We start from the raw sequence: 14559 nt of genomic DNA, 5'->3' as shown, positions 1-14559 counted from the left end.
GTTCTACATTTATTTTTTAACTCCTACAATAATCCACTCATCATATGAGAAGTCTATTGATTCATCAGTAAAAACTGTATTATTACCATGTTTATTAATTAATTTAATATCTAAAAAATCAAATAATTCAAATAACTCATCATATTCAGTAAAATGAACAATATCAATATTTTTAAAATCACCAACATTAAAATCTGTAAAAGTGTTTTTTTCGACTTTTACAGCCATTTCAGTATCGTTATTAGCTTTTTTACACCATCTATCATCACTTGTGTACATAAATGATATTACCATTCCACCAATTTTCAAAACCCTACTTGCTTCATTCCAACTTTGTTTTATACTAGAAAATGTACCACAACACATAGCTTCTCTATCTACTATTAAATCAAACATTTCATTTTCAAATGGTAAATCTTGAAAATATGATTTCTTTATAGTTGCTTTTACTTTTTGACTTAATAAAAATTCATTTGCAATTTTACAAGCACTTTCACTTCCATCAATTCCATAAACATGATATCCTTGCTCAGACATAAACTTAATGTTATTAGCAGTACCACATCCAAGTTCAAGAATTTTAATATCTTTTTTCTCTTTCTCTTGGGGCAAAAGTTTTATTGAATTAAAAAATATTGAAATAAACTCTCCAAATGGATATTTATTAACTTGTTTATTTTGAGAATAAACTTCTTTTTCCCACTTAACATTTAATGACATTTTTTCTCTCTTGTTTTAAATTTGTATTTTTATTCATTTATCTTAATATTATCAACTAACTTTAAAGGTCTTTCACTTTCTTGCAGATATGAATTTATAACTGCTAAGTCCTGATTATATAAATTTGATACTATTTCAAATTCATTTTTTGATATTATTAATTCATATTTAGCTGTTGGATTAATATGAATTAAAGTATTACTTGCTAAAGTTGAAATTACTCTACTTCTAAAAAAATAATTTAAATACTTTATAAAAGAGAGCTCTCGTTTAGTTAATGAACGATTGACTCTTTTATTTTCTATTTTAAAACTATTGCAATCTTCAATATTTAATATATTTTGAAGAAAATTTAAAAATATATTATCTTTTACTAAATCATAATTCTTAACTATTATATTACTAGAGCCAAAAATCTCATCAATTTTTTCAATTGTTTCTCTAAATTTATTTCTATAACTTTTTAAAAATATATCTAAATTTTTAGTATTACCATGTCTTTTAATTGTCTGATGATAAGAAGATACAAGATTATCTACAATTGCACGTACATAATAGATAATTTTAATTTGATATCCAAGAACAAAAGCTATATTTTTACATATCTGAATTTTATCATAATCAAAGGATTGCATAATTTCACTTGATAATAAAATATCTTTCCCCTCTGCCATTAAAATATGACTTTTTATAATTCCTTCTATTATTTTATTATCTGATGTTTTTTCTCTAAGTAAGAAAGCTAAATCAACTGCATTCCCAGAAGTTATTTTAAAATTCTTTGCTTGTTTATCATTTTTTGATATTGGATAATATATATTATATTTTTCTAATACATCTTTATTTATTGCAAATTGAGATTGAAGTGAAGATGTACCCGTCTTACCTGCTCCAATGTGTAAATACATTATTTTCATTTATTCCTCTTTATTTATTAGCTTAAACAAAACTTTATCAAATATTTTTTAACATTTTAATAATATAAATCTATCAAGCTTGTATTTTCTATAATATTTTTAATAGTATTACTAATGGAAAATATATTATTAAAGCAAGTAATATCTTTATTATAATACTCATTACCATTGATAATTCAGGTAGAAATACCATAGAAATATTAACAAATATAAACATAAGAATAGATATCATTAAAACTTTTATGAATAAAAAAAATATACTATTATCTAACCATTTACTCTCTATAGTTTTATAAAAATATATAGTTGCAATCATAAAAGACAACACGGTAGTAATTGCTGGAACATATATACTATGTATAAAATAAAAACCTATAAACGTTGAAATTAAATTAAAAATTCCAGCTAAAAAATTAGCCTTAAATATCACTACTGTTTTGAGATCTACCATATTTGCTTGTGACATTAAAATATTAAAACCATAAAAAAAGCTGCTAATAGCTATGATAGTAGCTATATATTTTCCATTATCAGCAACTTCATCATTTGCCAATAAAATTAAAATATCATATCCTATAAGATAAATGCCAAAGATAAAAGGAATAGTTAGAATCATAAATATTTTAATTGAGTGTAAAAATATTTTTTTTGCTTCTAAAAAATCATCATTATCTACACTTTTTGACATTAATTGTGGTACAACCGTTCCTATAGCTTTTGGAACAAGAAGAATAAGTGCACCTAAAGTATATGCAGGGACATATAAACCTACTGCTATCGCACCCATAAAATATGCTAAAATAAATCTATCAGAAGTAGCCAAAATATAATCAACTACTAAATTTAATACGATAGGCAAACCAATTTTAATTTCTTCTTTTATTTCGTTCAACTTAAAAAAAATAAAATTAAAATTAATTTCTTTAAAAATTAAAAATAAAACGGGAATAGCTACAAATAAAGCTACAAATGATTGTGATAAAAATAAAATATTAATATTTATTAGCCCAATCTTATTTGAATAAAATAATATAAAAAATACGTGTAAATATGCATATCCAAAATCCAATAAGCTCATATAAAATATTCTAGATGTATATCTTAAATAATTATGTGAATACTCATAAATCAAGTAAAATAATAGATATAAAGGCAAAATATAAATTGAAAATGTTAAATCATCATGAATAAAGAACAATTTAATTCTTTTTTCAAAAATTACTATAATAATTGAAATAAATATTAATATAAATAATTTAAAATAAAATGGAGGATAAAATATTTGCGCTTTATCATATTCACTTTTAGCTGAAGGCAAATATCTAAAAGATTTAGTTCCTACTCCTAAACTTGATAATCCACCCAAAATACCTACAAAAGTTGATATTAAAATGAAAGTACCATAAGTTGAAACACCAAGTGTTTTTATAATGATAGGCATTAAAAATAAGCCTTTCATATATACTAATATTTGGGTTGAAAATACTATAGCATTATCTTTTGAGAGTTTATTATTCACTTTTATTTATTCTCTATCTTTTCAAGAAAATCGTTAATACTTGACTCTTTATATTTTAATTTCTCACTTTTAATATTAATTATTTCACTTGTCTTTTGAATGTTATGTAAAAAATGCATAACATCAACAAAAGAAAAGAAATAGTTTGCGTTATCTCCATATCCTTCCCAATTTGATTCATCATCTAAAATCACACAAATAAGTACTTTACCTAAGGTTAAAGCTTCAAACCCAATAGCAGATAATTTTGTTATAACAACAGTAGATATATTTAAAAAATGGAAAATAGGTAACTCAGGAGTAAATAAATAAATATTACTAATTCCAGAAAGATGATTTTTTAAATACTCAAATTGCTGGAACCTAGGATGAGGCTTAATTATAAAGGCATAATTAATAAATTCTATTGCAAGAAGTTTTATATTATAAATAAAAATTTCGATTTCTTGAATATGAATAATACCTCTAATTCGAACATTAATATCAATAAATATATATTCTAAATAATCATTTTTTATATTTAGTAATTTCATTGAATCATTTTGAGTATATTGATTCTTTAGTTTTAACATATTTTTTTTTATATTCAATTCTGGAATTAGTAATAATTTGTTAGGCTCATATCCTTGATATAAACATGCTTCTTTATCTTTTTGTTCAAATAATATTTTATAATCCATTAAATTTAAATTATCTGTAAGGAAAGGGTAATATTTAAATTCTGAATTAATATCAAATATAAAACTTGTTATGTAACTATATTTACTATTTATAATATCTACAGCAATTTTTCCTGCAGGGAGGGAAACACCACCCCATAACTTCCATGCTGAAAAAGTATTTTTTGAAAAGAATCGATTTAATGCTTTTTTATATCTGATGTTAAACCCATATTGAACAATAATTTCATAGTAAATCACATTATTAATTTGATTCTTTATTGAAAGGGGTAAGTGATTAAAAAATAAGTTGAATTTATTTTGGTTTGTTTTATAGATTAGTAAATACTTTATTGTGGATAAAAATGAATAGAAAAAATCTAACACTGTCATATAATGTTCAAGAATATAAGGTTTTTCTTGTATTAATTTTTCATTTGTGATATTTATTCCATTTGTAATAAATTTACATTTATAATCACTATTTTGTTCTATAGTATCTGTAAAATATTTGAAACTATCATAAAATTTATGCATATTTGAAGCGACATGCACAAATAGAGTTTTTTTATACTTATTATATTTATTTTTTTTATACTTGATATTTAAAAGCAAAAAACTAAAGAAATCATATATCCCCTTAAAATATCTTTTAAAATCTATTCGAATACATTCTTTAAAATAATTATACTTATCAGTAATATAAATTAAATATTCAATTTTATTTTCTATTAAAATATCTTTTATAAATTTATTTTCTTTATAATAAAAACTTGAAGTATAATTTTCAACTAAATCAATTTTATAATCTGTGATAATTTTGTCAAATGATAATTTAAACAATACTATATCTAAAATAGATTGATTATTACCTCCTTCAATTTGTCCTTGTACATAAATCAATTCTTCGTTAATCACTAACTTTAGAAATTCATTTGCTTTAGTAATAATATCAATTGTTTGTTCAGATGATTCAAATACAGTGTGCATTTCTTCAAGATAGAAGACTTTTTTTACATTAGAATGGTATTTATATTTTTCTAAAATTTCTAAATTATAAGAAGTAATATATATAGTTTTATCTTTCAATAAAGATATTCTTTTGTCTAAATCTTCATTGTCATCATTTATTATAAAAAGTATATTATTATTCAACAATTATCCTGGGTATTGAAGTATTCCTCTAAATTTACAATATCTAACTGCAGTATTTTATAGATATTAGTGATTTTATCGAACTTGTTCTGTGCAGTATATTAAAAATCCAATTTTAAATTTTATATATCTAATTATCTTTTTTCAAAAAACTACTTTTCTTTCTTAACATATTATATATTTTTCTTCATCAACATGTAAACGAAAAGCATAAATATGAATTCGAGCATTAACTATATCTTCTGCAAAATATTTATCATAATTTATAATTTCCATACTACTTAAGATATCAGTTATACCTAAATTCTTCACGTATGTAATTTTATTTCCATTAATTTATTTTAAAATATTAGCAGTTGGCATTGAAGATTTTATATTAGCTTTAATACCTTCTTTTAGTGCAGCTTATGTAAATAATTCCATCATTAAACGGTTTTAATCTATAAATTTGGTACTAAAAATTAGCTTGTTCTTTAGGAAAAGAAGCTATCTTTACTTGATGATTATATGTTGTAGGATAAACTTTTTTATCTTAAAGTACTATCTTATTTGAAGATTAAATAAATTCCATGCATTGAATTAAAGAATAAAAACAAAACCTGTAAGCGCAGAGAGACTCATTTCATAAGGTTCAACATTTATTTTTCTAAGTGTATGCTCCACATCCGTAATAATTTTTGAAATAATAATCTCAAATGAGAAATTTGAATGGTCATAAACATTCTCTTTATTTGATTTTATGTATTGTAAATTATTGATAATATTATAATCACCATTATATTTTTTTGCTAATTCAAGTTGCCAATTATTTTGCCAAGTATTAAAAAGATATTCACCTTTATCATTTTTATCAACTCTAATTTTCCATCTTACAACTTGAAGATATTCGTATAAATTTTGTAATTCATACTTATTATATTCCATTGCTGTAAATTGATGTTCACTATCCATACTATAAGCTTTGAAGATAAGTTTATAAAGTCCTATTATTAAAAAATCATTTCTATTTTTTATATTTTCTTTTGAAAAAGCATAATAAAAATATTGATTATAAGTATTTAATCTTTTCCCATCTTTTAATAAGTTTATATAATCTTGATTTTTTATGATTTGGTGTTCTAAACTACTTTCTATTTGTTTATTATAAGCATATGGATTTCTTAAATCTAATCTTTTTTTATATTCAATTAATGATTTTAAAATCTCTTTTTTATACTCTTCTATTTGTGTTGCAGAATTTGTCTGAGCGATACTTTCTATTTTTTGAGTTGGCATAGTACAAGATTGAAATAGAGTTAATAAACAGATTAAAAAAATGATTTGGACTTTTTTGAATTTCATAATTTACTTTTTTAATTTTAATTTGATTACTTTGTTTTTTATTATATAAAAAAATATCCATTTTTCAAACAATAAAGGCAGCTTATTTGATATTTTATTTTTAATACAATATAGTTCATAAATTAAAATAAGGGATAATATGCCTATAGAAATTAATCAAACAGTAAAAATAATGTTTGAAGTAAAAGTTGATGGAGTTTTAGTTGATGGAAGCAGAAGCAACAAACCTTTTGAATTTTCTTTTGGAACAGGACAAGTAATTGCAGGCCTTGAAAGTAGAATCATAAATATGAAAGCAGGAGAAGCGGCTGATATTTTAGTTCCTGCTGCTGAAGCTTATGGAGAGTATAACTCAAATGCAATTGAGATACTTCCAATTGAGCAATTTACAGGAATTGATGATTTAAAAGTTGGAATGCAAATACAAGCTCAAGATGAAAACGACCAACCTATTCAATTTATTGTAAAAGAAATAGGTGAAAAAGAGGTAACTATTGATTTTAATCATCCCCTTGCTGGAAAAGATTTAGAATATAAAATTAAAATAGATTCACTTTTATAAAAAGTGAATCTATTTTTTATAACTTATAAATTATCTTTTCTGGACTAAACTTTTTAAATAAAATCACTGCTATTATAAAACTTATAAATTCTGCCATTGGTATTGCCATAAATATTCCATTTAAATCAAATAAAAATGGTAAAGTAAATATAAAAAATATAGGGAAAATAAAACTTCTTGATACAGCAATAATCATAGAATGCAAAGGCCTATGAATTGCAGTAAAATAAGCTGAGATTACAAGATTAATACCATTAAAAATAAAAGCTATCCAAATAAATGTAGCAAAATTTAGAACTATTTGTTTCGTTTTATAATTTGTATCTTCTAAAAAAATATTTGCAAGGGTATCTGGTATAAATAAAATTAATACTATCATTATAAAGCCCACAATACTTGCAGTAATAAAAGATAATTTCAAGAATTCTTCTATTCTTTTATTTTCTTTTGCCCCAAAATTTTTACTAATTATTGGTTGTAAAGAGTCACTAATTCCAAAACTTATCATTATTCCTATCATTAAAAGATAATTTATAACTGTAAATGCTGCAACTCCTTCAATATTGAAATTTTTTATCATTACATAGTTAAAAATTAAAGTTGTTATTCCAATTGAAATTTCATTTACAAACTCAGAAGCTCCATTGTATGAAGCTTTTATTATTTGAATATAACTTCCTATTGGTTTTACAAATTTAAGTGTTGCCTTTTTTGAAAAAAAATGAGGCAAAAGAATAATCAATAATGTTAGTTGAGATATACCAGTTGCTAATGCTGCTCCAAAAATACCTTTTTGTAAATATACAATCATAAACCAATCTAATACCACATTTATAATTGCACTTGAAAGTAAAGCTACAAAAGCAAGATTTGGTCTATTATCAACTCTTACAAAATAATCTAAAACAACTCCAATCATCAAAAATGGAATAAAAATCAATATAATTGATAAATATTCTATTGCAATTTTTGTCAAATTTTCATCTGCACCAAAAAGATGTAAAATAGTTTCAACATTCAAAAATAAAACTGTACAAGATAAAAAACTAAAAAGAGTAATACAAATCATAGTTTTACTAAAAATCATAGAAGCACTTTTAATATCTCCTTCACCTATTAGTTTTCCAGTTGTAACACTACTACCAATTGCCAACATTAAAGCAAAACCAAATAATAAAGAGAAAATAGGAAAACTTATATTAATTGCAGCAAGGCCAAAATCCCCTACATAATTTCCTATAAAAAATCCATCAACAATACTTGCTGATGAAATGGCCAACATTCCTAATACTGAGGGTATTGAATATTGGAAAAAAACTGATGATATTTTATCTTTTGTTACGTTCATATATTTTCTTTTAATTTATTTTTGATAACTTTTCAATCTCTAAAAAGTAGTTTGTTAATTGGGTTTTTAAATCATAATTTTCTATCATAACTGATAATAAAAACATTCCATCGGCTGTTGCACATAAAGATTTTGCTAAATTTTTTGAATTGGCATGAAAATTACCTTTTGCTATCTCATCGTCAAAAAGTTGTTCTAAACTATCAAATATATTTTTGTATAAATCATTATTAAACTTTTTTATTTCATCATCATTTGAAGTAATATACATGTGTAAAGTATTAATATATAATTTTCTTAAATCCTTATAAGCTTGTTCTTCATTTAGATATATCTCAAAAATTAAATTTATTTTATTTATATAACTTTCTTCATATTTATATTTTTCTATTGTGTTATTGATTAATTCAAATGTCTTTTTTGACATAACTTTATAGATTAATTGCTCTTTTGTAGAAAAATAGTGGTAAAACTGTCCTTTTGACATATTAATATCTACAATAAATTTGTTTAAAGAAAAATCATCAATTCCAATTTCAACAAATACTTTGTATGCTTCCTCACAAATATAATCAATTTTTTCATCTTTATTCACAATTTTTGGCATATTTATCCTTTTATAAACTGATGGTCTAATTATACTTAAGAATACTTTTATTCTAAATAAACTACCAGTTTATTTAAAATAGCAAGAATTAATTATGCTCAAATGTAAAGATAGTTTTTTTAAGATATAATGAAAGCATATAACTTGATAAAGGAGTAAAAATGGCAAAAGGTAAAGACGTTAAAAAAGCAGTAAAAAAAGAACCTGCAAAATCAATGAAAGAAAAAAAAGCTGATAAAATAGCTAAAAAAAATTCAAAATAAAGAAGAGAAAGCTCTTCTTTATTTTTCAATTAAATTTGAAGTTGCATCCATAGTTATGCTTTATGTGTTTAAAATTTATATATTAATTAACAAAAATTTCTATTCGTTCTTTGCCTTTACCAATATTTTTTCTTTTTAAAGTTAATTTACCAACTTCTGATGTTCTCTTTAAATGTGTTCCTCCACATGAAACCTGAGCAAAATTCTCGACTTTCCAATATCTTCGCTCATTTTTTTCATCGGAATATGAACTTTCAATTAAAAAATCTGCATCAATTAAACTCTGAGCTTCTGCTTGAATTTCAGGAAGTAAAGAAGATACACTTTCACTTAATTCAAAATCTATTCTGCTTTTATTATCAGATATATGTGCACCAATTTTTTCAAGATTAGTAAATCTTTTATAAAATAATTCTAATACAACTTCAGCAGCAAAATGCAATCTCATTAAATTGTATCTACGATTCCAATCAATTTTGACTAATACTTCTTGCCCAATAGCAAATTTAGCATCTGATTCAAGTGTGTAGAAAATTGACTTAGCAGATTTTTCTGCTTTTTCTACAACAAAACCATTTATTGTTCCAGTATCACTTTCTTGTCCGCCTGATTCCGCATAAAAAATTGTCTCTTCAAGTTCAACTTTATTATCAACAATTGATTTAATTTTTGTATGTAACTCAGTTTGATAGGGATTTTCCCAAAATAATTTATTACTCATTTCAACTCTTTTATATCTTAATTAACTAAAAACTGGTCTAAAAAAACTTCTCTCATAACTTATGATACATTTTGTATCTTCTGCATATTTGAATGCTTCTATGCACTCTTTATCTTCAAAAGATTCATTTCGATATTTTTCATAAGTTGCAAAACTTGGAAATGTAAACAAAGCTAAAGCAACATTGTTTTTTCCCTCTGATGGAAGAAAATAACCATGGTGAGTTCCTCCAAACTTATTTACTAAAGGTATCCATAATTTGGCGTAATATTCAAACTCTTTTATTTTATTTGCATCAATTATATAATTTAAATAACATGTTATCAAGTCTTGTTCCTAGTATTTTATTTTTTAAGATTTTAACTATTTGCTCTTAAATCAAACTTATGATATGTTTTTGGTTTGGTTGTTTTTTTATTTAGGATATTTAATGATTTATATTGTTTGTTTTATCTCTCTTGAAAACTTGAAAGTTTTCACTTTTCTTACTTTTTAATTGTAAAAAGTAAGACAAAAAGCAACCAGACAAATTGTTGAAGGCAAAGCTACCCTACAATTAGATATTTATTTTCTGCCCTGCAAAACTCGCTAAAATGACCGTTTAGGTCATTTCTTAACGCTCAAACAGTTTCGGGCGTAACCGAAAATAAATATCTAACTTCCGGCTTCAACAAAGTCTGGAAATTCCTGCAGTTCAAACTATCTTTTTTAAATTGAATTTAGAAAAGTTGCAAGTGCATAAATAAAAAATGTAAATGTCCTTATCCCATATTCCAACATCTACAGAAGCTAAACGTTTGTTTTCTCTTTTCGAAAATGCTTGCAACTGTTTGAGTAAATAAATATGCTGGGAGCATATTTTTTTATGAGTTTTCTCAAAGAGAGTGTAAACACAAGCAAAACAGAAAAGATAAAACAATAAGTGAAGGAACCCAAAGGGCTTCGAAGCCGTTGGTGGTTTTGCTTACTTTGTCCATACAAAGGAAGAGATACGCAGACCTTTATATTTTTAAAAAAAAATAGTTTTTGTATGCATTCCCATCGAGGACAATGGGAACGAGGGAAAGTAAGAAGAAGTAAAGAGCTTTACATTTTTTAAGAGGAAATATTTTTAGTATGCATTCCCATCGAGGACGATGGGAACGAGAAAAGTAAGAAGAAGTAATGAGCCTTATATTTTTTAAGAGAAAATAGTTTTAGTGTGTATTCCCATCGAGGACGATAGGAACGGGAGAAAAAAAGATATTATACTCTTTATTTATATGTGCTTTTAGCTCTTCAATAGATATTGTTCCTCTCCCTCTATGAATCATAGCATGACAATTAGCACAAACAGGTATTAAATCTTTTTCTGGACAAACTTTATACTCTTTTTGAATTTCATATAAAGGGATAAGATGATGAACATGAATATATTTAGCACCATATGTTCCATAAAATTTTTCAAAATCAAAACCACATACCTTACAAAAATAGCCATGTATTTCTATACATCTATTTCTTGCGTCTAAATTGCGTTCATATTTATTAACAGTTACAGTTTCTTTTGCTCCTTCAAAAAAACGATTTTCATTATCAAATATTTCTTCTGCTAATGAGAGTTCATTAATATCAACTGCATACCAAGAATCTTCTTTTTTCATAAGTCTTTTTTGTATCAAATTTGCTTCAAATTTACTAATCTTTATAATTTCAGTTTTGTTATTAGAATCATGAAACATTTTAAATACATACAGTTCATAATTTTCTTCTTCAATGAGTCTTATATGTTCTTTTGATTGATTGAATCCTTTACTTTTTTGTCCTTTTTCATTCTTTATCCATGTTGAGCTAAATATTTTCCAATAAATATCTTCAATATTAATTGTCCACACACCAAAAATTATCTGTTTTTTTTCTTTGTTAATAAATGACCAACTCCAATTCCAATTAGAACATGTTGCTCCACAACTTTCAATAAATTTTTTACGGCTCATAAATTTAATCTCCTTTATAACTGGACTATAATTTAAAATATTTAAATAAAAAAAGCCCCATCAAAACTGACAGGGCTTTTGAAAAATCTAACTAAAATCTCTTCTTAACTCAAAGATTTAAGTTCAGCCACAACCTTAGCCAATTTATCTTCAGCCGATGCCAACCCTGCTCTATTTTCTTCTAAAACATTTGCTGGTGCATTTGCTACAAATCTTTCATTATTTAACATTCCAGCTAATTTTGCTATCTCTTTTTCTAATTTTTCTTGTTGTTTAGTAAGTTTAGAAATAATTGGTGCCATATCTATTTCACCTCTTGGAATATAAACTTCTAAATTATCACTTACATCTGTGATTGAGTTCTCTACTTTTGCAGTTACAAACTCGATGTTTTCTACTTTTGCTAATTTTTCAATAAATGGTTTCGCCATTTCGTTATCAATATTTACATTGATTTTTATATATGCTTTTGCGATTTTTGAGTTACCCATATCTATGATAACTTTTGCTCTTCTGATTGCTGTAATTGCTTCTTCAATAATTGCAAACATATCTTCGATTTCTTGATTTTTTGCTATTTCTTTTGGGAAATTCATAATCATCAATGAATCACCATCTTCAAGTGTTGTTCCACTTAATTTGTGATATAAATAATCAGAAATAAATGGCATAAATGGACTTACCATTTTTAAAGTTTCTTTGAAAATTGCTCCAAGTTCGATTACTGAATCTTTACTAGCTTTTGCATACTCGATTCCCCAGTCGCAGAATTCATTCCATACGAATTTGTATAAAATACTCGCTGATTCATTAAATTTATAAGTTTCAAGTGCATTTCTAAGTTCGTCAACTGCATCACTTAATTTACTTTGCATATAAAGTCCAAGTGGTGTTTCGATTTTTATATCTTTTAAATCAGGGAAAGTTTCCACATTTAACTGTAAGAAATTACTTGCATTATAAAGTTTATTTGTAAAGTTTCTAAATTGCTCTAGGTTTTTAGCTCCAAGTTTTATATCTCTTCCTTGAACACATAAATATGCTAAAGTAAATCTAATAATATCAGCAGAATGCTCATTTACCATGTCAAGTGGGTCAATTACATTTCCTTTTGATTTTGACATTTTTGCACCATGTTCATCTCTTACAAGTGCATGCATATAAATATCTTCAAATGGTAATTGTTTTTTGAAATGTTCACCCATCATCATCATTCTAGCTACCCAGAAGAACATAATATCAAAACCAGTGATTAATAAAGAATTTGGATAAAAATCTTCTTCATCTGTTGAGTTATATAACTCTTCTAATTTTCCATTATTTCCCCAACCTAATGGTGACATTGCCCATAAAGCAGATGAGAACCAAGTATCTAAAACATCTGGGTCTTGTGTATAGTGTTTTCCTCCACATTTTGGACACTTCTCTGGTTCATCAGCTTTGTCTGCCCATTGATGTCCACAATCATCACAAGTAAATACAGGAATTCTATGTCCCCACCAAAGTTGTCTTGAAATACACCAAGGTCTTAACTCATCCATCCAAGCTGTATATGAATTTATCCAATGTGCTGGGTGGAAAAGTGTTCCATTATGCTCGCCAGTTTGAGCTCTTTCTTTTGTAGTCTCTTTAGTTTTTCTAATAGACTCTTGTGCCATTTCAGAACTTAAAAACCATTGTTGAGAAATAAATGGTTCAACAATATTTTTACATCTATAACAATGCCCTACTTGGTGAATATGCTCTTCGATTTTTACAATATATCCCTCAGTTTGAAGTTTTGCAACAATAATTGGTCTTGCTTCAAGTCTTTCAAGTCCAGCAAACTCTCCACAATATTCGTTTAAAATACCTTTTTCATCAAATACTTTGATGAATTCTAAATTGTGTCTTTTTCCAACTTCGTAGTCGTTTTGGTCATGTGCAGGAGTTACTTTTACTACACCTGTTCCAAATTCCATATCAACATGTGAATCTGTAATAACTTTGATTTTTCGCTCAGTTAGTGGTAATAATACTTCTTTTCCAACGATTGATTTATATCTTTCATCGTCAGGATGAACCATAATAGCTGTATCCCCAAAATATGTTTCAGGTCTAGTAGTTGCAACTTGAAGTTCACCACTTCCATCTGCAAATTTATAAATCATATGATAAAACTTACCATTTACTTCTTCATGTTCAACTTCGATATCTGATAAAGCTCCATCGTGTGTACACCAGTTTACCATGTAGTTATTTTGAGTGATATGACCTTCGTTGTATAAAGAGATAAAAGCTTCTTTTACAGCCTCTTTTAATCCCTCATCCATTGTAAATCTTTCTCTTTTCCAAGCAGGTGTAACACCTAATTTTCTCATTTGGTGAACTATATTTCCACCAGATGTTTCTTTTTGAAGCCAAGCACGTTCTAGGAATTTTTCTCTTCCGATTTCTTCTTTTGTTGTACCTTCTGCTAATAATTGTTTTTCAACAACATTTTGAGTTGCAATTCCTGCGTGGTCTGTTCCTGGTTGCCAAAGAGTTTTAAACCCATCCATTCTTTTATATCTTGTAATAATATCTTGTAATGTAAATGTCAAGGCATGACCAATATGTAAGCTTCCTGTTACATTTGGTGGTGGCATCATGATTGAAAATGTTTTTTGTTTTCCGTTTGCATCTGATTCTTGAATAGACTTATTTCCATCTATTTCAAAATAACCTCTATCTTCCCAAATCTTATAAAAACTATCTTCTACTTGTGATGGTTCGTATTTTTCGCTCATTAA

12 protein-coding genes and 1 pseudogene are annotated in these 14559 nt (G+C 25.7%); 1 reads left to right on the top strand and 12 read right to left on the bottom strand.

The features are described from left to right. Positions 1-9: 9 nt before the first annotated feature. The 5 genes from AVENP_RS04140 to AVENP_RS04120 all read right to left on the bottom strand — a co-directional run bounded on the left by AVENP_RS04140 (position 10) and on the right by AVENP_RS04120 (position 6311). Positions 10-720 (bottom strand): class I SAM-dependent methyltransferase, encoded by a 711-nt coding sequence (locus AVENP_RS04140; protein ID WP_128357472.1) that lies wholly within the window; start codon positions 718-720, stop codon positions 10-12. A 29-nt stretch (positions 721-749) separates the two neighbouring features. Next, a complete protein-coding gene (locus AVENP_RS04135) occupies positions 750-1637 on the bottom strand; it encodes a hypothetical protein (protein ID WP_128357473.1) in 888 nt (295 codons plus the stop codon). A gap of 88 nt (positions 1638-1725) precedes the next feature. Beyond that, entirely contained in the window at positions 1726-3156 is a 1431-nt protein-coding gene (locus AVENP_RS04130; protein WP_128357474.1) for a lipopolysaccharide biosynthesis protein, read from the bottom strand. A gap of 2 nt (positions 3157-3158) precedes the next feature. After that, positions 3159-4970 (bottom strand): glycosyltransferase family protein, encoded by a 1812-nt coding sequence (locus AVENP_RS04125; protein ID WP_128357475.1) that lies wholly within the window; start codon positions 4968-4970, stop codon positions 3159-3161. Between the two features lie 579 nt (positions 4971-5549). After that, on the bottom strand, positions 5550-6311 hold the full coding sequence (locus AVENP_RS04120; protein ID WP_128357476.1) for a hypothetical protein: 762 nt from the start codon (positions 6309-6311) through the stop codon (positions 5550-5552). A 139-nt stretch (positions 6312-6450) separates the two neighbouring features. Here AVENP_RS04120 and AVENP_RS04115 point away from each other — a divergent pair, with 139 nt between their 5' ends. Further along, positions 6451-6873 carry an FKBP-type peptidyl-prolyl cis-trans isomerase gene (locus AVENP_RS04115; RefSeq protein ID WP_128357477.1) on the top strand — a complete coding sequence of 141 codons (423 nt, stop codon included), beginning with the start codon at positions 6451-6453 and terminating at the stop codon, positions 6871-6873. A gap of 16 nt (positions 6874-6889) precedes the next feature. On the opposite strand, the gene AVENP_RS04110 is transcribed toward AVENP_RS04115, so the two are convergent. The 7 genes and pseudogenes from AVENP_RS04110 to AVENP_RS04085 all read right to left on the bottom strand — a co-directional run bounded on the left by AVENP_RS04110 (position 6890) and on the right by AVENP_RS04085 (position 14556). Beyond that, positions 6890-8221, bottom strand: coding sequence for an MATE family efflux transporter (locus AVENP_RS04110; RefSeq protein ID WP_128357478.1), 1332 nt, complete (start codon positions 8219-8221; stop codon positions 6890-6892). A gap of 10 nt (positions 8222-8231) precedes the next feature. Further along, entirely contained in the window at positions 8232-8828 is a 597-nt protein-coding gene (locus AVENP_RS04105) for a TetR/AcrR family transcriptional regulator (RefSeq protein WP_128357479.1), read from the bottom strand. 345 nt (positions 8829-9173) lie between these two features. Next, complete coding sequence (locus AVENP_RS16060) at positions 9174-9539, bottom strand: alanyl-tRNA editing protein (protein WP_306461052.1); 366 nt, start codon at positions 9537-9539, stop codon at positions 9174-9176. Positions 9540-9563: 24 nt separating this feature from the next. Next, positions 9564-9815: pseudogene (locus AVENP_RS16055) on the bottom strand (alanine--tRNA ligase-related protein); the annotation flags it as partial. Between the two features lie 18 nt (positions 9816-9833). After that, positions 9834-10139 carry an NIPSNAP family protein gene (locus AVENP_RS04095; RefSeq protein ID WP_128357481.1) on the bottom strand — a complete coding sequence of 102 codons (306 nt, stop codon included), beginning with the start codon at positions 10137-10139 and terminating at the stop codon, positions 9834-9836. 869 nt (positions 10140-11008) lie between these two features. Continuing rightward, a complete protein-coding gene (locus tag AVENP_RS04090) occupies positions 11009-11788 on the bottom strand; it encodes an HNH endonuclease (RefSeq protein WP_128357482.1) in 780 nt (259 codons plus the stop codon). 104 nt (positions 11789-11892) lie between these two features. After that, positions 11893-14556 (bottom strand): valine--tRNA ligase, encoded by a 2664-nt coding sequence (locus AVENP_RS04085; RefSeq protein WP_128357483.1) that lies wholly within the window; start codon positions 14554-14556, stop codon positions 11893-11895. Between the last annotated feature and the right edge of the window lie 3 nt (positions 14557-14559).

It is taken from the genome of Arcobacter venerupis (assembly GCF_013201665.1).
GTDB lineage: Bacteria > Campylobacterota > Campylobacteria > Campylobacterales > Arcobacteraceae > Aliarcobacter > Aliarcobacter venerupis.
The sequence above is the reverse complement of the archived record's forward strand: the minus strand, read 5'-3'. Positions and strand labels throughout refer to the sequence as shown.

Excerpts from the sequence above, each read along its gene's own strand:
- AVENP_RS04105 (WP_128357479.1), bottom strand. The coding sequence starts at position 8,828 with ATGCCAAAAATTGTGAATAAAGATGAAAAAATTGATTATATTTGTGAG.
- AVENP_RS04140 (WP_128357472.1), bottom strand. The coding sequence starts at position 720 with ATGTCATTAAATGTTAAGTGGGAAAAAGAAGTTTATTCTCAAAATAAA.
- AVENP_RS04115 (WP_128357477.1), top strand. The coding sequence starts at position 6,451 with ATGCCTATAGAAATTAATCAAACAGTAAAAATAATGTTTGAAGTAAAA.
- AVENP_RS04120 (WP_128357476.1), bottom strand. The coding sequence starts at position 6,311 with ATGAAATTCAAAAAAGTCCAAATCATTTTTTTAATCTGTTTATTAACT.
- AVENP_RS04110 (WP_128357478.1), bottom strand. The coding sequence starts at position 8,221 with ATGAACGTAACAAAAGATAAAATATCATCAGTTTTTTTCCAATATTCA.
- AVENP_RS16060 (WP_306461052.1), bottom strand. The coding sequence starts at position 9,539 with ATGAGATTGCATTTTGCTGCTGAAGTTGTATTAGAATTATTTTATAAA.
- AVENP_RS04135 (WP_128357473.1), bottom strand. The coding sequence starts at position 1,637 with ATGAAAATAATGTATTTACACATTGGAGCAGGTAAGACGGGTACATCT.
- AVENP_RS04085 (WP_128357483.1), bottom strand. The coding sequence starts at position 14,556 with ATGAGCGAAAAATACGAACCATCACAAGTAGAAGATAGTTTTTATAAG.
- AVENP_RS04090 (WP_128357482.1), bottom strand. The coding sequence starts at position 11,788 with ATGAGCCGTAAAAAATTTATTGAAAGTTGTGGAGCAACATGTTCTAAT.